Below are 19669 nucleotides of genomic sequence, written 5' to 3'. Positions count from 1 at the left end.
ACCCACGACGACGGCGGAGACCCGACAATCGGGCTAACGGTTCGGCCACCGTCGAAGCGGTGACGGTCAGGCGCGCACGTACGTGAGAAAGCGGTACCGCAGGCCGGACGGATCGGAGATGCGCCAGTCGCCCTCATCGCCGACGACCCACTCACCCCCGATTTTCGGAGCGAATGCGTCGCCGTCGATGTCGGCGTCGATCTCGGTCACCGAGAGCAGGTCCGCGAACGGCATTGCCGCCGTATAGATCTGAGAACCGCCCATGACCCAGGCGGTGTCCCCCGCGAGTGTGAGAGCCTCCTCGATCCCGTGTGCGGTCAGCGCGCCCTCGGCCGACCACTCTTCCTGCCGTGTGATGACGATGTTCCGACGTCCCGGCAGCGGGCGGAACCGGGACGGGAGCGAATCCCACGTGAGCCGGCCCATCACCACGGGGTGTCCAAGGGTGGTCTCCTTGAAATGGGACATGTCCTCGGGAATCCGCCACGGTATCGCGTTGTCCTTGCCGATCACCCCGGCGAGGGTCTGGCCCCAGATCAGTCCGATCATCAAACGGCCACCGGCGCCTTGATCGCCGGGTGGTGCCGGTAGTCGACGATCTCGACGTCCTCGAAGGTGTAGTCGAAGATCGAGTCGCGCTTGTTCAGCTTCAGCGTGGGGTAGGGGTACGGCTCTCGAGAGAGCTGCTCGGTGACCTGCTCGACATGGTTGTCGTAGATGTGGCAGTCGCCGCCGGTCCAGATGAACTCGCCCACCTCGAGCCCGGTCTGCTGGGCCATCATGTGGGTGAGCAGAGCGTAGCTGGCGATGTTGAACGGCACGCCGAGGAACAGGTCCGCGCTGCGCTGATAGAGCTGGCAGCTGAGCCGGCCTTCGGCGACGTAGAACTGGAAGAACGCGTGGCACGGCTGCAGAGCCATGTCGTCGAGGTCGGCGACGTTCCACGCCGAGACGATGATCCGACGCGAATCCGGGTTGCTCCGCAACGTCTCGATCGTCTTGGTGATCTGGTCGATGTGCTCGCCCGACGGTGTCGGCCACGACCGCCACTGCACGCCGTACACCGGACCGAGTTCGCCATTGGCGTCGGCCCACTCGTCCCAGATGGTGACCCCGTGCTCCTGCAGCCACTTGACATTGGACTCGCCGCGCAGGAACCACAGCAACTCGTACACCACTGACCTCAGATGCACCTTCTTGGTGGTGATCAGCGGGAAGCCCTCGGCCAGATTCCAGCGCATCTGGTGCCCGAAGACACTGCGCGTCCCGGTTCCGGTGCGGTCCGCCTTCGCGGTGCCGGTGTCCATGACCACGCGCAGAAGATCCTCGTAGGGGGTGTGCACGATGGTCAGTCTAGACGGGACAGTCTGCTCCGCGGTCCCGACATCCGACCCGTGCCGGTAGCGTCCCACGCATGCGTGAGCTTCTCGTGATCGGGATCGGAGCCGGCGACCCCGACCAGGTGACCATCCAGGCCGTCAAGGCCATGAACAGGGCCGATGTGTTCTTCGTCATCGGCAAGGGTGAGGAGAAGCGGGAACTGGTCGACCTGCGCGCCACCATCCTCGCCGAGCACATGGACCACGAGTACCGGGTCGTCGACATCATCGACCCGCCGCGCAACCGGACCCCGTCGGACTATGCAGGCGTCGTCGATGATTGGCACGACCGCCGTGCACAGCTGTTCGAGGAGAAGTTCGCCGCCGAGGACGGTATCGGTGCGATCCTCGTGTGGGGTGACCCGTCGCTGTACGACAGCACACTGCGGATCGTCGAACGCGTCCTCGCCCGCGGCAACCTCTCATTCGAATACTCGGTGATCCCCGGCGTGACCAGTGCACAGGCGCTGGCGGCTCAGCACCGGATCGTGCTCAACAGGGTCGGTGAACCCGTCCACATCACGACCGGACGGCGGCTCCGGGAGGGCCTGCCCGACGGCGTCGACACCGCGCTGGTGATGCTCGACGCGGAGTGCAGCTTCACCCACATCCCCGGTGACCAGGTGCAGATCTGGTGGGGCGCCTACCTGGGGCTGCCCGACGAGGTCCTGATCTCCGGCAACCTGCGGGAGGTCGAGGACGAGATCGTCCGCGTGCGTGCCGAACTACGCGAACGCAAGGGCTGGATCATGGACATCTACCTGATCCGCCGCTGAACACCTGCCGAGCGTCGGTGTCCGTGCCTACGCTGAGCCCATGCCCGAACTTCCCGAGGTGGAGGCCCTGGCACAGTTCCTGCGCGACGAAGCCGTCGGCGCGGTAGTAGGCCGCGTCGACCTCGCCGCGGTAAGCGTGCTCAAGACGGTCGATCCGCCCATCAACGCGTTGCAGGGCAGGAACGTGACCGGCGCGAGGCGCTTCGGCAAGCACCTGGCGATCGATTGCGACGGGCTCTGGCTGATCACGCACCTGTCTCGCGGCGGATGGCTGCGCTGGACCGACAACCCGAGCGCCACACCGCCGAAGCCGGGAAAGGGCCCGCTCGCGCTACGCGTTCACCTGTTCACCCCCGACGCGCAGACGCCCGCGTTCGACCTGACCGAGGCAGGGACGAAGAAGCGGCTCGCGGTGTGGGTGGTGGCAGACCCGCAGGAGGTGCCGGGGATCGCCCGGCTCGGTCCAGACGCTCTCGAGGTGACCCGTACCGAGTTCGGAGAGATCCTTGCCGGGACCACCGCCCGGATCAAGACCGCGCTGGTCGATCAGTCGCTGCTCGCCGGGATCGGCAACGCGTATTCGGACGAAATCCTGCACGCGGCGCGGCTGTCACCCTTCGCGACGGCGTCGAAGCTGACGTCCGGTGAGGTGGACGCGCTCTATGACGCGATGCGCGCCGAACTGGCGGACGCGATCGAACGATCGGTCGGCCAGGAGGCGGCGCGGCTCAAGGGTGAGAAGCGTGCGGGGATGACGGTGCACGCGCGTACGGGGCTGCCGTGCCCGGTGTGTGGGGACACCGTGCGGGAGGTGGCGTACGCCGAGCGATCTTTCCAGTACTGCCCGAGGTGCCAGACCGGTGGGAAGATCCTCGCCGACCGGCGAATGTCACGTCTGTTGAAGTGATCGCATCCGCGCTCAGAGTCTGAAGTGATCGCATCCGCGCTCAGTGTCTGATGTGATCGCGTCGACGCTCAGTGACGGTGTTGGAACCCGAGCCATGCTTCTCGCCGGCGGCGCCGGGGATCGGACTCGATTCGGCAGGTCTCGTCGATGATCAACGTCTCACGGCGGTCGGGGGAGTAGCGCGGCCACGTGTCGAGGGGGTGGCCGGTACGCGCGAAGGAGAGCCAGTGCCCCTGCATCGTGTCCGTGACGGCGCGCATACCCCGCCGGCCGCCGAGGGCGGTGAGCGCTCGGGCGAACGGAGTGCGCGCACCGAATACCGGGACCAGGTCGGTCGCGTGGGTGGCGCCCAAGCCCAACAGTCGCATCAGCCGCGGCATGAAGTCGTAGCGGTACATGAAGGTGTCGCTGTGCTGGGCGTGGGCTTGAGCGAACCGCAGTGTCGGCACCCAGAACACCACGTCGCCGCCGAGGTCGAGGGCGGCGCGCCGCCCCGGGTATCCGGGATAGGCGTTGATCACCCGGGCCTTGATCTCCGGATCCGTCTCCACGAACATCTTTTCGATTCGGTGCCGGCTCGTCGGCAGGATGTCGAGGAACCACGGGAAGATCCGGCCCTCGTGCGCGTTCGTGCCGACCAGGAGCGGTACCCGGTGTTCGCGGCCGGCCTCGAACGCCCACAGCGGAGGTTCGGGCAGCAGGGCGCCGTCGGCTACGGGCGCGAATACCCGGACGCCGGGAGCCTCGTCGGCGCCGCGCGCACTGAGCTTTGCGGCGGTGTGGACGAGCAGTTCAGGATCGGCTTCCGCGAGGAACGCATTTGCCTCGGACGTCGTCACTCCCGCGACGTCGAGGAACTCGCGGGCCCACCTCGCGGCGAGTTCCGTGCCGTTGGTCGCGGCCGACGGCGGGCTCTGCGCGATTCCGCGCGCGAACAGACCTTCGGTGGCCGGGGTGGACATGAGCGTCAACACCGCATTCGCGCCGGCGGACTCACCGACGATCGTGACATTCGACGGGTCCCCGCCGAACTCGGCGATGTTGCGTTGGACCCACTCGAGGGCGGCGATCTGATCCCGCAGACCTACGTTGACCTCGAAAGGGCGTTCGGGTGTGCTGAACTCTCGGAAATCGAGGTAGCCGAGCGCCCCGAGGCGGTAGTTCAACGAAACGAAGACCACGTCGCCGCGGCGCACGAGGGACGCCCCGCTGTAGACCGGCGCCGATGCCGTTCCGGTCATGTGCGCGCCGCCGTGGATCCAGACCAGCACGGGGCGCGCGGCATCGCTCTGTGAGGACGGACGAAGAACGTTGAGCGTCAGACAATCCTCGTCACCATTCCGGTTTCGCTGTGGGGCAGCGGAACCGAACGCGGTGGCGTCGAAGACGCCGGTCCACGGTGTGACCGATTCGGGAGCGCGTAGCCGAAGTCGCCCGACGGGCGGTTTCGCATACGGAATCCCGCGCCACGACAACAGATCCGGTAGACGCCGACCGCGGACCACTCCCTCGACGAGGGTGACGTCGACGTCGGTGTCGTTGCCGCTCACGGACGCCGTCCACTGTCCAGTGCGGGCACGCCGCGGTAACCGTGATACCCGGACCACGCCAGGCGCTTCTCCCGGCCCGGGTCCCGTTCAATCCGGGTTGATGCATCGAAGACGAGAGTCTTGCGAAGTTCGGTCTCGTACCTTGGCCACCAAGGAGCAGGAACGCCATTGTGGGCAAACGAGATCCAATTCTCCTGCACTCTATCGGTGACGGCGCGCAGCCCGCGGCGTCCTCCGGGAGCGGTGAGTGCACGCCCAGCGGCGGACTCGCCGTAGCCGAACACCGCGAACAGTTCGAAGGCGTGGGTTGCGCCGAGGTCCAGCCAGTGCATCAGTCGCGGCGCGAAGTCGAAGCGGTAGCCGTAGGTAGGGGCGTGGCCCGCATGCGCCTCGGCGATGTCGATTGACGGCTTCCACATCGTCACATCACCGCCGAGGTCGATCGCCGAAGTCGAGTCCGGGTACCCCGGATACGCGGCGAGGACACGGTCTCGCGCCTGTGGGTCGGTGAGTTCGAACATGGCCTCGATCCGGGCCGGACTGGTGGGCAGGCCGTCCATGAACTTGGGGAAGAATGTGCCCTCCCGGGCGTTGGTGCCGATGATCATCGGCACCGGGTGCGCGCGCCCGGACGCGAACGCGTCCAGTGGGAATTCGGGCAGGAACTCGCCGTCGACGACGGGACCGAACGGGTGCAGTCCAGGTGTCTCGGTGAGTACCTTTGCAGTCAAACGGTTTCCGGCCTTGCCGAGCTGAGCTGGAGTGGCGGTGTGGAGCGCTCGAGCCGCGGCGGACGGATCGGACGGGTCGCTACCGAGCAATGTCACGAACTGGCGTGCCCACCGTGTCGCGCGGTGCGCGTCGTACACCAGTTCGGGCGCGGGACTCTCGGCGATGGCGCGGGCGAACAAGTTGCGGGCGGCCGGGGTGGCCATGAGTGTCGTCACCGATGTGGCGCCCGCGGATTCGCCGAAGATCGTGACATTGGAAGGATCGCCGCCGAAAGCGGCAATGTTGCGCCGAATCCAGTGCAGTGCAGCGACCTGGTCGCGCAGCCCCAGATTGGAGTCGAACCGTCGTTCCGCTGTCGAGAACTCGGTGAGATCGAGGCAGCCGAGCGGCCCGAGGCGGTAGTTCACCGAGACGTAGACCACGTCGCCGCGCCGTACCAGGCGATCGCCACGGTAGATCCCCAATGCGGTGGTGCCCATCATGAACGATCCGCCGTGGACGAACACCATCACCGGTCGCGGGGTCGAACTGGGCGAGGCGGGGGCGACCACGTTGAGGGTGAGGCAGTCCTCCGAGGTCGGCTGGTGCTTGCCCGGCCGTAGCGCGGTGCCCTTCGGGGGCTGCGGCGCGGCGTCGCCGAACGTGGTGGCGTCACGGACCCCGGTCCAGGGCTGCACCGGCAGCGGCGCCCGCAGGCGATGCGGTCCCACCGGTGGCGTCGCATAGGGAACCCCGCGCCAGGTCAGCAGATCGCCGATCCGCCGGCCCCGGACGAGGCCTTCAGCTGTGCTCACTTCCAGGCTGGAGGGCATGATCGCGACTATACGACGACCGAGCGCTCGCTGGCTGAGGGTCGACGGACCCGATCAGGGTGCGGAGTTCACGACGGTTTCCGTCGCTCCTCGAGTAGCCGCCGCTCTTCGAGCAGTCGCAACCACACCTCGCTCACCGTCGGGAAACTCGGAACCGCGTGCCACAGGCTGTCGAGAGTAACCCTCCCCACCACGGCGACGGTTGCGGCATGGACGAGCTCGGCGACGCCCGATCCGACGAACGTGGCACCGGTGATCGTGTCGGTGGCCCGGTCGATCACCAGGGACGCTCGGCCGGAGTAGTCGTCGCGGGACAACGCCGACCCGGCAACGTTGATGTCCGCGGTCACGACCTCGACGTCGAGTCCATCTGCACGGCACTGGCTTTCGGTGCGTCCCACCGCGGCAACTTCCGGCATCGTGAACACCACCTGCGGCACCTGACCGAGGTCGGCGGACGCGACGAATCGGGGCCCGTCTAGCGTTCGGCCCTGCGCGCGTGCCGCGATCACGTCTCCGCACACCCGGCCCTGATACTTGCCCATGTGCGTCAGCAGTGCCCGTCCGTTCACGTCCCCCACGGCATAGAGCCAGTTGCCGTCCACCCCTCTGACCGTCAGGTGATCATCGACGGTGACGTAGCCGTGGTCCGGCAGGCCGACAAGCTCGAGCCCGAGACCGCCGGTGGCGGGTGTTCGGCCGGTCGCGACGAGCACCTCTTCGACCGTCAGGTCGGGATCACCGGCCTCGCCACCGAGCGTCAGCGTGACCGGGCCTCCGTGGACGCGCCCGATGCCGGTGTCGGCGGGGGTCTCGCGGGTGACGGACCGCACCGACGTCCCGAGCTGCACGTTCACTCCGTGCTTGCGCAGCTTCTCGGCGACGAGTTCCCCGGCGAACGGTTCGTTGCGTTCGAGCAGCCCCGCCCCACGCACGACGAGCGTGACCTCCTCGGCGCCGAGTTCGTGGAGCCATGTCGCGGCCTCGCACGCGACGACACCCCCACCGATGATCGCGAGACGTTTCGGCACCTCGCGGACGTTCGTCGCGTCCCGGGACGTCCAGGGCAGCGCATCGCGCAGGCCAGGGAGGTCGGGCACGCTCGCGGTGGTGCCGGTCGCCAACACCACCGCGTGGCGGGCGTGGAGCACGCGCTCGCCGACCGTGACCTCCCGGACACCGGTGAGCGCGGCGCTGCCCCGGATCACGTCGATGCCGGCCGCGTCGGCCCACAGCACCTGTGACGAGTCGTCACGGTTGTGGGTGAAATCGTCCCGGCGTGAGAGGACGGCCTCGACGTCCAACCCGTACGCGTTGACCTTCTCCTCGACACCGGGCATGTGCCGAGCCGTGCCGAGCACCTCACCCGGCCGAAGCAGCGCCTTCGAGGGAATGCACGCCCAGTACGAGCACTCGCCGCCCACCAACTCGTGTTCCACCAGGGCCGCGGTGCGGTCGCTTCCGGCAATGGCGTAGGCCGCCGCATTCTCTCCGGCCGGCCCGCCTCCGATCACGATGACATCGAATTCTTCGGGAGCCATGTATCAACGTTAGGCCGGGTCGAATGGTTTCGTGAGGGGACTGTCGGGACCAAAAATTGCGCGCATTAGCCGTTCCTCCGGCGTCCCGGCTGGTCGCAAGGGGTAGCCGTCGTCGGCCTCCAGGTATCGCTCCGCGTTTCTCCGGCCCGCCGAGCGCGGTTCCAGTGCAGCAACCGCGGCGCGGACTAGCCAGGAGTTGACGGACACTCCCGCTGCCTCAGCTGCTTCCTCGACGCGATCCTTGAGCGGTTGTGGGAGACGAAGATTGATGCGTGTCATCGGCCCGTCGTCAACCAGCGACGTGGGGGCGGGCGGAAGGTCCGCCCCCCGAGGTGAATCGGACGCCGACTCGGGGGCCGGGGGGGAGACGAAGAACGTCGGCTCGTGCTCTCTTAGAAGCAGATCGACTGATCTGGGAGCCAACTCGCGACTGATCTCGGCAGCGGCGTCGGACAGCACGCCCAGCAAAGCCAGTCGTAGCGCGGGCTCCAACGGGGCGGTGAGCCGTTCCGCGAGTGCTCGCGCATCGTCGCCGCCCGCTTCGGCCGCGATGGCGAGATCTCGTCTGATAGCCGCTACATACGGCGAAAGGTCCATGGCACCAGTATGGCACCAAACTGGCTCAGTGTCGACCAGGTGGTGCCAATGGGAGCCAGATGTGGTGCCACCGTTTCCCCTGGTGGATGTCACCACGGCCGCGCCGACAGCCCCCACTTCCGCAGTTCCACGATCGCGAGATCGCGCAACCGCTCGGGATCGTCGAAGTACTGCTGATCCATCCCGACCAGCGACAACGTGTACGTGTCGCCGTAGGAGCAGAGGTAGGCCGACAGCCGGGTCGTCGTTGTTGGGGTCCGGTCCGCAGTCAGTCCCGGGTGCATCGCGCGGGTGGCGACGCCGGTGGTCCGGTACGGCCCCAGGGACGTGAGCGTGTCCGGCAGACGGCCGATGTTCGAGCAGAGCGCGTCACGCTCCCCGGCTCCGGAGGTCAAGCGGTGGGCGACCCGATCGGTCAGGATCTGCAAGGTCTCTTCCGGGAATCCGGGCGGAGCGCCCATCGGCGGGCGTTCGAACGCGTCCCGGTTCCGCCGACGGATGTCGGCGAGGGAATCCTCTGGTTTCGCAACCACTTCCGTCATGACCACCGCATTGTCCGCAGCGCTGTTGTCCACTGCGCCTCTGCCAGCAGCATCGACGTTGCGAGTATCGACCGGCACGCTGATGTGAAGCGGCATCGGGACACCGGCCACGCCCGCGATCCCGGTGACGACGGCGATGAACAACCCGTTCGCGGTGCCATCCTCGGCGGTCGCGGCCGCATCCCACGCGGCCGCGTCGACATCGAGGATCGTGGTGCACGTCCCGGTCACGACGTGGGTGCGGCCCGGTTGCGGCCTCGGGTTGGCGTCGGTGTGCTCGCGTAGTTCGCGGCGCCGTTTCGCGCTGAAAGCGAGCCTCGAGGACGCCTTGGCGCCCCCGATCAGGACAGTGCCCACGGTGCGTACCGCGTCCGCGACGTCCGAAGTCCGCGGCGGCGCGGGGGTCGGGGGGCGGCCGCTGAGCGCGGTCTCGACTGCCGACACCAGACCACGAGCGTCGGCGACGACGTGCGAGCACACCAGCGAGATCACGGTCCCACCGCCCACCACCGGCGCGGCGGACAGTGCCCACGCTGGGCCGACCTCCGGATCGACGTTGGCATTGGATTGGTCATCGGCCCACCGCACCACGTCGTCGACGGGGTCGGTCTCGTAGCGCAGGGGGTAGGCGGTGGTGCTCGCCTCCCATCGGAGCCGGGCACCCGGCATCCTGGGACGCACGACGCGGCGACCCAGGGGGCCCAGAGCAAGTTCCTCATGCACCGACCCGAGGACTGCTGGGTCCACGACGCCCGCGGTGCGCCAAATGCCCTGCATCACGATCGGGACCCCATAGCCGTGATGCCTGCGCAGGAAGATCTCGTCGACCGTGGTCAATCGGTCCATGCGGTTGGAAGCTATCGGTCTCACCGATCGAATCGTCCGTGTCGTCCCTGGCCGGCCGTGAACCGGGCCGCACCGGTGAGCGCGTCGACCGCGGCCGCAACCATTCCGTGCCGGAACTCCGACGCCAGGGCCTCGTCCTCGCACATGCCCTCCTGTTCGAGGAGAGACATCCGGTCCTCCCGCAGGCACGTCTGCGGGAAGCGGGCAAGTTCGGCGGCCAACTCCTCGGAGGCATTTCGGGCCTCTCCGGCCGGAACCACACGATTCACCAGGCCGATCGCGAGGGCTTCGTCAGCGCCCACCGCGCGTCCGGTCAAGATCAGGTCCATTGCCCGTCCGGCCCCGACGATCCGCGGTAGTCGGACGGTCCCACCGTCGATCAGCGGAACGCCCCACCGTCGACAGAACACCCCGAACACACTGTCGGACTCCGCGATTCGCAGATCTGCCCACAGCGCGAGTTCGAGTCCACCGGCGACCGCGTGGCCGGAGACGGCGGCGATTACAGGCTTGGACAATCGCATCCGGGTGGGACCCATCGGGCCCTCCCCGTCCGGGGTGACATTGTTGGAGCGTTCCGTGCCGAGTGCTTTGAGGTCGGCACCCGCACAGAACGTGCCACCCTCGCCCCACAGGACCGCAACGGCCGCGCCGGGGTCGGCGTCGAATGCGCGGAAAGCGTCGGCCAGCGCCGCGGCGGTGGGGCCGTCGACCGCGTTGCGCGCCTCGGGCCGTGACAACACGATCGTCGTCACCGGCCCAGACCGTTCGCTGCGCACCGGCATGCTCTCGACGCTACCCGCGCTAGCGGGCCGGGCTAGGTGGAATCGCAAGTTCGCTGCTCGTGCTGGTTCACTAATTGCATGGCCTATCGTCGAACGCCCGCCGTCGAGGCGCGACTCGCGGCACAGCGGGAAGCGATCTTCCAGGCTGCGGTCGCCCTACTGTCCGAGTCGGGCTATCAGGGGCTGACGATCGCCGCCGTTGCCACCCACGCTGGGGTGGCGACGGGCAGCGTGTACTCACACTTCTCCGGCAAGTCGGATCTGGTCGTCGCGGTATTCCGGGAGATCGTCGGTCGGGAGGTGGCGGCGGTGAACGCCGCGGCGGGCCCCGGACAGTCAGCAGCCCAGCGGATCACCGCGGTCATCGAGACGTTCGGCAGACGTGCGATGCGGAATCCGAAACTCGCGTACACGTTGCTGGCCGAACCAGTCGACGCCGCCGTCGACACCGAACGGCTGACCTTCCGGCGAACATTCGCCGACGCCTTCGAGGCTGCCGTCGTCGACGGCATCGCGGATGGCGAACTCGAGCCGCAGAACGCGCCGCTCGTCGCAGCGTCGTTGGTCGGCGCCACCGCTGAGGTGCTGGCCGGCCCGCTCGCGTCCGGCCGGGACGATCCGGGCGTGATCGACGACCTGGTGCGGTTCGCCCTCACCGCGGTCGGGGGCAAAAAGACCTGACCATGACATTTGCGACGTAAGCGCATACTGGGTGCAGCACAGTTCCGAGAGGGACGGAGCACGGTCATGATGGTCGTCACCCGGTGGAGCGCCTGGAACGAGGAGATCGAAGTCCAGGTGACTGAGGGTGCTGCCCTGGGACCTGCGGAGGATCTTGTGGTGACGGTGCTCGCCGAGGCGGAGTCCGCGTGCAGTCTGCAACGCGGTGACGCCGAGATCCACGCGGTCAACCTGGCTCAAGGATCACCTGTACAGGTAAGCACGCGGTTGGCCCGGTTGTTGCGGTCTGCCCTGTGGGTCGCCCGGATGACCGATGGCGCCGTGAGCCCACTCGCGGTCGAGGATTCGCCTTCGGGCATCCCTCCCATTCATCCCGAACCCACGTTCGCCGACGTGCAGGTCGATAACGCAACCGTCCTCGCGCCGTGGGGCGTGTTCTTCGACATCGCCGACACCGCCAAGGCCGACACCGCGGACCGGGCGGCTGCACTGGTTGCAAGTGACCTCGAGTGCGGCGTCATGGTTCGGATCGGATCCGTCGTCGCCACGGCCGGACACCCCCCGGCCGGCGGCTGGCAGATTCCCGTCCCCGGGGACGGAGCGGTGGAGTTGCACGCGGGGACCGCAATGGCCACGGTCCACGCAGATGACAGCTACGGGCGCGACAATCCGGTCGGAGGGGAATGGGAGCAGGTATCCGTGATCGACGACGACGCGCTGTGGGCCTACGGAGCGGCAGCCGCGGCGATCCAACGCGGTGTAGGTGCCGTGACCTGGCTCGAGGAGCAAGACCTCGCCGCCCGCCTGGTTGATCGCGCGGGGCGGGTCTACATGACCGATGGTTGGAGCCGCCCGTACGCGGCGTAGCTGTGCGGTTCAGACGACCCGGCCGCGCTGCGCGCGGTACCACCGCACCAGGGCATCGGTCGACGAGTCGTACTGCCGACGAGGCGCCTGCGTCGACGTCAGCACCGGACCGAGTTCGAGTGCCTGAGCCTTGCCGAGTTCCACACCCCATTGGTCGAACGAGTCGATGCCCCAGACCGTGCCGGCCACGAACACCTGGTGCTCGTAGAGCGCGATGAGTTGGCCGATCGTCGACGGTGTGAGCTGCGGTGCCAGGATTGTCGTCGATGGACGGTTGCCCGGCATTACCTTGTGTGGCACCAGCTCCGCAGCAGTGCCCTCCGCTGCGATCTCCCCGGCGGTCTTCCCGAACGCGAGCACCTTGGTCTGGGCGAACAGGTTGCTCATCAGTATGTCGTGCATGCTGCCGGTGCCATCGGACGTCGCCAGGTCGTCGGTCGGTTCGGCGAAGCCGATGAAGTCCGCCGGCACCAGGCGGGTGCCCTGATGGAGCAGTTGGTAGAACGCATGCTGGCCGTTGGTGCCGGGCTCACCCCAGAAGATTTCGCCGGTCTTGGTGGTGACCGGGGTACCGTCCGCGCGCACCGACTTGCCGTTGGACTCCATCGTCAGCTGTTGCAGGTACGCCGCGAACCGCGCCAAATCGTTCGAATAGGGGAGCACCGCACGGGATTCGGCGTCGAAGAAACTTGAATACCAGAGCCCTATCATGCCGAGGAGCACCGGCGCGTTCTGCTCGAGCGGCGCGGTACGGAAGTGCTCGTCGATCGCGTGGAAGCCGCCCAGGAACTCCGCGAACCGTTCCTTGCCGATCACCGCCATCACCGACAGGCCGATCGCCGAGTCCACCGAGTAGCGCCCGCCGACCCAGTCCCAGAAGCCGAACATGTTGGCGGTGTCGATGCCGAACTCGGCGACCCGATCCGCATGTGTGGAAACCGCGACGAAGTGCTTCGGCACGGCTTCCTCGCCGAGTTCGTCGACGAGCCATCGCCGGGCCGCCGACGCGTTCGTCAGCGTCTCGAGCGTCGAAAAGGTCTTCGATGCCACGACGAACAATGTCGTGGCCGGATCGAGGTCCGCGAGCGTTCCCACCAGGTCCGCCGGGTCGACATTCGAGACGAACCGGGCCGAGATCCCGGCGTCGGCGTAGTGGCGCAGTGCGCCGCACACCATGGCCGGCCCGAGATCGGAGCCCCCGATCCCGATGTTGACGACCGTGCGGATTCGCTCGCCGGTCGCACCGCGCCACTCGCCGGACCGCAGACGATCGGTGAACTCGCCCATGCGCCTGAGCACCGCATGCACGTCGCTGACGACGTCCTGGCCGTCGACCGTCAACTCGGCGTCGGCGGGGAGTCGAAGCGCGGTATGCAACACCGCGCGGTCCTCGGACGTGTTGATGTGGGCACCGGCGAACATCTCGTCGCGTCTCTGCTCGACCCGTGCAGTACGCGCCAGATCGACTAGAAGAGCAACGGTTTCGCGGGTTACGCGGTGCTTGCTGTAGTCGATGTACAGGTCGCCCGCCGACACGGTCATCTCGGTTCCGCGCTGAGGATCCTGAGCGAACAAGTCTCGCAGATGGGCAGATTGGATCACTCGATGATGCGCATCCAGGGTCGTCCAGGCCGCGGTACCGGCGATGTCTGTGCTCATGGAAGATCAGCTTATCGCCACGACACCCGACATTCTCGGCAACTCTCACCCGGCAGGAAGCTGGCGCATGATGGGGAATATGGACCCAGCCCAACTGATTCGCGCCGTCCCCACCAAACTCTGGATCGGAGGAACCCCGGTCGATGCCGAGAACGGTGCCGCGTACCCCGTTCACGACCCGGCAACCGGACAGGTCCTGACCGAGGTCGCCGACGCCGGCCCCGCCGACGCGGTCAGGGCACTCGACGCGGCCGCTGCCGCGCAGCCGAGCTGGGCCCGGGTCCCGCCCCGCGACCGCGCCGAACTGCTCCGCGCAGTGTTCGAGAAGATCACCGCCCGCGCCGAGACGTTCGCGCAACTGATGACGCTCGAGATGGGCAAGGCCCTGCCCGAGAGCCGAGCCGAGGTGAAGTACGGTGCCGAGTTCTTCCGCTGGTTCGCCGAGGAAGCCGTCCGGATGTCGGGTCGGTACCAGTCGGCCCCGGCAGGCAACGGGCGCATTCTCGTGAGCAAGCAGCCCGTCGGCCCTTGCCTGGCGATCACCCCGTGGAACTTCCCACTCGCGATGGGCACCCGGAAGATAGGACCGGCGCTCGCCGCCGGTTGCACGATGATCGTCAAGCCCGCGGCGGAGACGCCGCTGACGATGCTCGCGCTCGCCGAACTGTTCGTCGAGGCGGGGCTGCCGCAGGGCGTGCTCTCGGTGCTGCCGACGTCGCGCGCGGGCGCGTTCACCGAGCCCTTGCTCGAGGACCCGAGGCTGCGCAAGCTCACGTTCACCGGATCCACGGCCGTCGGGCGGCAACTGGTGGAGAAGTCCGCCAAAGGCCTGCTTCGCACCTCGATGGAACTCGGCGGCAATGCACCGTTCGTCGTGTTCGACGACGCCGACGTCGATGCGGCCGTCGAGGGGGCCATGCTCGCAAAGCTCCGCAACGGGGGAGAGGCGTGTACCGCGGCAAACCGTTTCCACGTCGCAAACGCCGTTCTCGAAGAGTTCACCACGAAGCTCACCGAACGGATGGCGGCGTCGAAGCTGGGGCCCGGAATCGACCCCGAGACGACACTCGGGCCTCTGGTCAATGCCGACCAACTCGCCACCGTCACCGACCTGGTCGACGATGCGGTACAGGCCGGTGCGAAGGTCCTGCTCGGCGGGACCGCCCCCGCCGGCCCGGGGTGGTTCTATCCCGCGACCGTGCTGGCCGACGTGCCCGCGTGGGCACGGATACTGCGTGAGGAGGTGTTCGGTCCTGTCGCGGCGATCACCGGGTTCGACACCGAGGAGGAGGCGATTGCCGCCGCGAACGACACCGAGTTCGGGCTCACCGCGTACATCTACACCCGCGACCTCGACCGTGCACTACGGGTCTGCGACGCCCTCGAGACCGGGATGGTCGGCGTCAACCGTGGTGTCATCTCCGACACCGCGGCGCCCTTCGGTGGCGTCAAGTCGTCCGGCTTCGGCCGGGAGGGCGGTAGCGAGGGTATCGCAGAGTATCTCGACACCAAGTACATAGCGCTCACCTGAGCGGATCGGGGAGTCCCGCGAAGGAGCCCCTGGTCAGTGCCCCAGTCGTCAGTGCCCCAGCCGCCCGCGTCCGAGGCGCAGCAGCAGCATCGCGAGGGTATGGCCCTCCTGGCCGAGCTCGCTGAAGCGCTCGAGCACCTTCATCTCCCGGCTGTGCACCAGGCGCGGGCCACCGGACGCCATGCGGGTGCGGCCGATCATCTGGGAGACCTCGCTGCGCCGCTTGATGGCAGCGAGGATCTCGGCATCGAGCCGGTCGATCTCCTTGCGGAGTTCGTCGATTTCGGCCTTGCTCGAGGGCACCGGTGACTGGGATGAAGGCGTTGCGGTCGGGCTGCTCATAAGTTTTCTCCTCGTGTCAGAACTTAGGTTCGTTCGAGTCCCTCGGACCGTTACGAATCCGGGTCCCGTTCACACAAGAACGCCCCGGGATCCGGTGTGGACCTCGGGGCTCGCGGGGGATCAAGTCGCGGGCACCGTCGGTCGGTACCCGCTGGGAAATCGCCAGTGCTCCTGGGACGAGCACCATCGGGCGCCCGGCCGGGGTTCCTGCACAGCGGAGATCACCGCTCCAGTTTGCCACGCGAACGAGTGCAACCCAAGCGGGTTGCCGCGTTCTCGCCCAGTGGTATCGGTCTTGTGCCACGGTGTCGGCCTTCGCCGGTAGCGTTGACAGACGATGAACACGATTTCGGGCTCCCCAGCGGTGCCGTCGTCTGCGTCCCTGCTCGAAGGTCTCAATCCCCAGCAGCGGGAGGCCGTCCTGCATTCGGGATCGCCGCTACTCATCGTTGCGGGCGCGGGGTCCGGCAAGACTGCCGTCCTGACCCGCCGAATCGCTTACCTGCTGGCTGAGCGGGGCGTGGGGCCGGGACAGATCCTGGCGATCACGTTCACCAACAAAGCTGCCGCAGAGATGCGCGAGCGGGTTGCGGGACTGGTGGGTTTGCGCGCAAACAGCATGTGGGTGTCGACGTTCCATTCCAGCTGCGTGCGGATCCTGCGCGCCCAGTCGGGTCTGCTGCCCGGCTTGAACTCGAACTTCTCGATCTACGACGCCGATGACTCGCGCCGCCTGCTGGCGATGATCTCGAAGGATCTCGACATCGACACCAAGCGCTACTCCGCGCGGCTGTTCGCCACCAAGATCTCGAGCCTCAAGAACGAGCTGATCGGCCCGCAGGAGGCGGCGGCAGCCGCCGACCGTGGCTCGGACGACGGGGACTCCAACGACCTCGACAAGCTCGTAGCGCGCGTGTACACGCAGTACCAGGAGCGTCTACGGGCCGCGAATGCGCTCGATTTCGACGACCTGATCGGTGAGACGGTCTCGCTGCTGCAATCGCACCCACAGGTCGCCGAGTACTACCGGCGCAGGTTCCGGCACGTCCTCGTCGACGAGTACCAGGACACCAACCACGCTCAGTACGTGCTGGTGCGTGAGCTGGTGGGCGAGCCGACCGACGACCCGCACTCCGTGACGCCTGCCGAACTGTGCGTCGTCGGCGACGCCGACCAGTCGATCTACGCCTTCCGTGGTGCGACGATCCGCAACATCGAGGAGTTCGAGCGCGACTACCCCCAGGCCGAGACCATCCTGCTCGAACAGAACTACCGGTCGACGCAGAACATCCTGTCAGCCGCCAACTCGGTCATCTCCCGCAATACCGGGCGTCGTGAGAAGCGGCTGTGGACCGACTCCGGCGAGGGTGAACTCATCATCGGCTATGTCGCCGACAACGAGCACGACGAGGCACAGTTCGTGGCATCGGAGATCGACCGTCTGGTCGACGCCGGTGAGGTGAAGTTCAACGACGTTGCGGTGTTCTACCGGACCAATAACTCGTCACGCTCACTGGAGGAGATCTTCATCCGCCTCGGCATCCCCTACAAGGTGGTCGGCGGAACGCGCTTCTACGAACGCAAGGAGGTACGCGACATCGTGGCGTACCTGCGGGTGCTCGCCAACGAGGACGACGCGGTCAGCCTGCGTCGCATCCTCAACACCCCGCGCCGTGGAATCGGCGACCGCGCCGAGGCGTGCGTGTCGGTGTACGCAGAGCAGAAGGGGATCGGCTTCGCGCAGGCCCTGCGCGCCGGAGCCGACGGCACCGTGCCGCTGCTCGGCACTCGGGCGCAGAAGGCGATCGCGTCGTTCCTCGAGTTGGTCGACGGGTTGCGCGCTCTGATGGTGACCAGCGATGCGGACGGCAACGATCTCACCGACATCGGCGAGATCATCGAGGCGGTTCTCGACCGAACCGGGTACTTGCGGGTGCTCCAAGCCAGCAGCGACCCGCAGGACGGCACCCGTATCGACAATCTCAACGAATTAGTGAGCGTTGCGAGAGAATTCAGTTCCGATGCGCGCAACGCGGCCGCGTTCGCCGCGGATGATGCGGATTCCGGCGAGGGCGTCGAGGGTGAGGGTCTGCCTGACCCGGGCTCGCTCGCGGCATTCCTCGAACGGGTGTCGCTGGTAGCGGACTCCGATCAACTGCCCGACGAGGGCGAGGGTGTCGTCACCCTGATGACACTGCACACCGCGAAGGGTCTCGAGTTCCCCGTCGTGTTCGTCACGGGCTGGGAGGACGGCCAGTTCCCGCATATGCGGGCGCTCGGAGATCCAGCCGAGCTGTCGGAGGAGCGGCGCCTGGCCTACGTGGGTATAACCCGGGCACGTCATCGGCTGTACCTCACCCGTGCCGTTGTCCGCTCGGCGTGGGGGCAACCGGTCACGAATCCGGAGTCACGTTTCCTGCAAGAGATTCCGGCGGAGCTGGTGAACTGGCGACGCGAGGATCCGGGCGTACTCGGCGGCGGAGCGATCGGTGGCGGTCGCCCGCGTGGGCAGGGTCTCGGCGCGTCCGGCGGTTCGGGATTCGGAGCTCCGCGCGGACGCAGCAACAATCTCGTTCTCGCGGTCGGCGACCGGGTCAGCCACGACAAGTACGGTCTCGGCAAGGTGCTCGAGACGAAGGGGAGCGGACCGACCGCCACCGTCACGATCGACTTCGGGTCCGCCGGCAAGGTCCGGTTGATGCTGATCGGCGGCGTGCCGATGGTCAAGCTCTGAGGCGGGATGGGGGAAGGGGTGCCCCGAGCGTCAGGGCTCTACGGCACCGGCGTTCCTGCTAGGGGGCTGAGCCTCTTGCTAGGAGGAGCCGAGGCTGATCCCGCGTGTAGCAAGCCACGGAACCGGGTCGATCTTGTTCGCGCCGCCGAGGTGGACCTCGAAGTGAAGGTGGGGGCCAGTGGAGAAGCCGGTGTTGCCCATGGTGGCGATCTGGTCGCCGGCCATGACCTTCTGGCCGACCGTGACCAGCGTGGAGTTGAGATGGCCGTAGAGCGTGATGGTGCCGTCGGCGTGCAGGATACGAACCCAAATGCCGAAGCCGGAAACCGGGCCCGAGTCGATGACCTCGCCGTCGGCCGCCGCGTAGATCGGGGTGCCGAGCGCGTTCGCGATGTCGACGCCGGCGTGCAGGCTTCCCCATCGGGCGCCGAAATTCGAGGTGAGGGTGCCCGTCGCGGGTAGCACGAACAGCGGGCGGCGGGCGGCGGCCTCTCGGGCGGCCCGCTCCTCGCTGAAGCGCTGGCCCTTGGCGAGCAGGTTCGAGAACTGGCCCAGATCGGTCGGCTTTGCGAGCGCGAGCACCTGCGGTGCGGATTCGTCCGTGGAGGACTGTTCGTCCGTGGAGGACTGCGCGATGTCGCTGAACTGGGCGGCCTGCGGAGCGGCGGTAGCGGCGACGGAGTTGGCGGCGGTGAGTTCGACCTCGGTTTGGTCGGATTTCTTCGCTGGGCCATCGGTCGCTGCCTGGCCGGCGGCGACGACTGCGCCAGCGGCGACTGCAACGACAGCGGCACGGCCCTTGAGGGCGGAGGGTGGAGCGGGGAGGCGGTGCTGGCCACCGCGGCGGGGGGCGGTGACGTTTGCGGTCGGGCGCTCGGGTCCCTCGGAGTTCTCGGGTCCCCCGATGTTCTCGGTTCCACTGTGGCCGACGATCTCAGGGTCGGCGTCGCTGTCGACTACGGAGTTGTGCTCAGGAATTTCGGTTTCGGTGTAACGAACCGACGAGACAGTCGGATAACTGGTCGTGACCCCGTCCGTAAGCCCGTCCGGAGATTGCTCCGCCGCCGGATTGCGATGCTCGAACTCGTGAAGGCGCTTGAACTCGTGAACTGGTGTAGCCGGGGACATCTTGGTGTCCGGGGCAGTCTGAGCGAAGCGGCTGGCGCTGAACTGAGTGCGGTGGCGCATTTGCCCTGCCGTCCTCCTGCCCGTGACCTGTCTGTGACTTAGACGAGCCGACGGTAACGAAATGGTTGCGATGGAGCAACCTGTAGGACCGGACAAATGGGAGGATGTGACTGTCGTCACAACGTCAGCTGGGAGGATGTCAAACATCCCAAATGGTCCCGTTCATCTAGCGGGCTACCTCGCTGCGTTGCTTCCCGATC

At 67.3% G+C, this 19669-nt stretch carries 16 protein-coding genes and 1 pseudogene; 6 read left to right on the top strand and 11 right to left on the bottom strand.

The window, feature by feature from the left end:
* Positions 1-66: 66 nt before the first annotated feature.
* Together EF834_RS02650 and EF834_RS02645 are read right to left on the bottom strand one after the other, a co-directional pair.
* On the bottom strand, positions 67-549 hold the full coding sequence (locus EF834_RS02650) for a dihydrofolate reductase (RefSeq protein ID WP_127945505.1): 483 nt from the start codon (positions 547-549) through the stop codon (positions 67-69).
* Positions 549-1307, bottom strand: coding sequence for a thymidylate synthase (locus EF834_RS02645; protein WP_235870994.1), 759 nt, complete (start codon positions 1305-1307; stop codon positions 549-551). Before EF834_RS02645 ends, EF834_RS02650 begins: the two co-directional genes overlap by 1 nt.
* Before the next feature lie 107 nt (positions 1308-1414).
* Here EF834_RS02645 and cobF point away from each other — a divergent pair, with 107 nt between their 5' ends.
* The gene (gene cobF, locus EF834_RS02640; protein WP_127945501.1) at positions 1415-2155 is read left to right on the top strand and encodes a precorrin-6A synthase (deacetylating); all 741 of its coding nucleotides are present in this window, start codon (positions 1415-1417) and stop codon (positions 2153-2155) included.
* Between the two features lie 40 nt (positions 2156-2195).
* Entirely contained in the window at positions 2196-3062 is an 867-nt protein-coding gene (locus tag EF834_RS02635) for an Fpg/Nei family DNA glycosylase (protein WP_127945499.1), read from the top strand.
* 68 nt (positions 3063-3130) lie between these two features.
* On the opposite strand, the gene EF834_RS02630 is transcribed toward EF834_RS02635, so the two are convergent.
* From EF834_RS02630 to EF834_RS02605, 6 genes and pseudogenes are all read right to left on the bottom strand, one after another.
* Positions 3131-4612 (bottom strand): carboxylesterase/lipase family protein, encoded by a 1482-nt coding sequence (locus EF834_RS02630; RefSeq protein WP_127945497.1) that lies wholly within the window; start codon positions 4610-4612, stop codon positions 3131-3133.
* Positions 4609-6156, bottom strand: a complete 1548-nt coding sequence (locus EF834_RS02625; protein WP_127945494.1) for a carboxylesterase/lipase family protein — start codon at positions 6154-6156, stop codon at positions 4609-4611. Before EF834_RS02625 ends, EF834_RS02630 begins: the two co-directional genes overlap by 4 nt.
* Positions 6157-6224: 68 nt before the next feature.
* Entirely contained in the window at positions 6225-7697 is a 1473-nt protein-coding gene (locus EF834_RS02620) for a dihydrolipoyl dehydrogenase family protein (RefSeq protein ID WP_127945492.1), read from the bottom strand.
* Between the two features lie 141 nt (positions 7698-7838).
* Positions 7839-8294: pseudogene (locus EF834_RS02615) on the bottom strand (ribbon-helix-helix protein, CopG family); the annotation flags it as partial.
* Positions 8295-8383: 89 nt separating this feature from the next.
* Entirely contained in the window at positions 8384-9682 is a 1299-nt protein-coding gene (locus EF834_RS02610; protein ID WP_127945488.1) for a hypothetical protein, read from the bottom strand.
* 20 nt (positions 9683-9702) lie between these two features.
* A complete protein-coding gene (locus EF834_RS02605; RefSeq protein ID WP_127945486.1) occupies positions 9703-10467 on the bottom strand; it encodes a crotonase/enoyl-CoA hydratase family protein in 765 nt (254 codons plus the stop codon).
* 78 nt (positions 10468-10545) lie between these two features.
* On the opposite strand from EF834_RS02605, the gene EF834_RS02600 reads away from it, so the two are divergent.
* The gene (locus EF834_RS02600) at positions 10546-11148 is read left to right on the top strand and encodes a TetR/AcrR family transcriptional regulator (protein ID WP_127945484.1); all 603 of its coding nucleotides are present in this window, start codon (positions 10546-10548) and stop codon (positions 11146-11148) included.
* Positions 11149-11214: 66 nt separating this feature from the next.
* Positions 11215-12015, top strand: coding sequence for an FAD:protein FMN transferase (locus tag EF834_RS02595; protein WP_127945482.1), 801 nt, complete (start codon positions 11215-11217; stop codon positions 12013-12015).
* 9 nt (positions 12016-12024) lie between these two features.
* Here the strand turns inward: EF834_RS02595 and pgi are convergent, their stop codons facing one another.
* The gene (gene pgi / locus EF834_RS02590) at positions 12025-13674 is read right to left on the bottom strand and encodes a glucose-6-phosphate isomerase (RefSeq protein WP_127945480.1); all 1650 of its coding nucleotides are present in this window, start codon (positions 13672-13674) and stop codon (positions 12025-12027) included.
* 67 nt (positions 13675-13741) lie between these two features.
* Here pgi and EF834_RS02585 point away from each other — a divergent pair, with 67 nt between their 5' ends.
* Entirely contained in the window at positions 13742-15205 is a 1464-nt protein-coding gene (locus tag EF834_RS02585; protein ID WP_127946047.1) for an NAD-dependent succinate-semialdehyde dehydrogenase, read from the top strand.
* 48 nt (positions 15206-15253) lie between these two features.
* Here the strand turns inward: EF834_RS02585 and EF834_RS02580 are convergent, their stop codons facing one another.
* Complete coding sequence (locus tag EF834_RS02580) at positions 15254-15547, bottom strand: chorismate mutase (protein WP_127945478.1); 294 nt, start codon at positions 15545-15547, stop codon at positions 15254-15256.
* Positions 15548-15884: 337 nt separating this feature from the next.
* On the opposite strand from EF834_RS02580, the gene pcrA reads away from it, so the two are divergent.
* Positions 15885-18281, top strand: a complete 2397-nt coding sequence (gene pcrA / locus EF834_RS02575) for a DNA helicase PcrA (protein WP_127945476.1) — start codon at positions 15885-15887, stop codon at positions 18279-18281.
* A gap of 78 nt (positions 18282-18359) precedes the next feature.
* On the opposite strand, the gene EF834_RS02570 is transcribed toward pcrA, so the two are convergent.
* The gene (locus tag EF834_RS02570; RefSeq protein WP_127945474.1) at positions 18360-19469 is read right to left on the bottom strand and encodes a M23 family metallopeptidase; all 1110 of its coding nucleotides are present in this window, start codon (positions 19467-19469) and stop codon (positions 18360-18362) included.
* Between the last annotated feature and the right edge of the window lie 200 nt (positions 19470-19669).

It is taken from the genome of Rhodococcus spongiicola (genome assembly GCF_004011835.1).
Classification (GTDB): domain Bacteria; phylum Actinomycetota; class Actinomycetes; order Mycobacteriales; family Mycobacteriaceae; genus Prescottella; species Prescottella spongiicola.
Note: the sequence above shows the minus strand (reverse complement) of the source record. Positions and strands in the feature narration are given on the sequence as shown.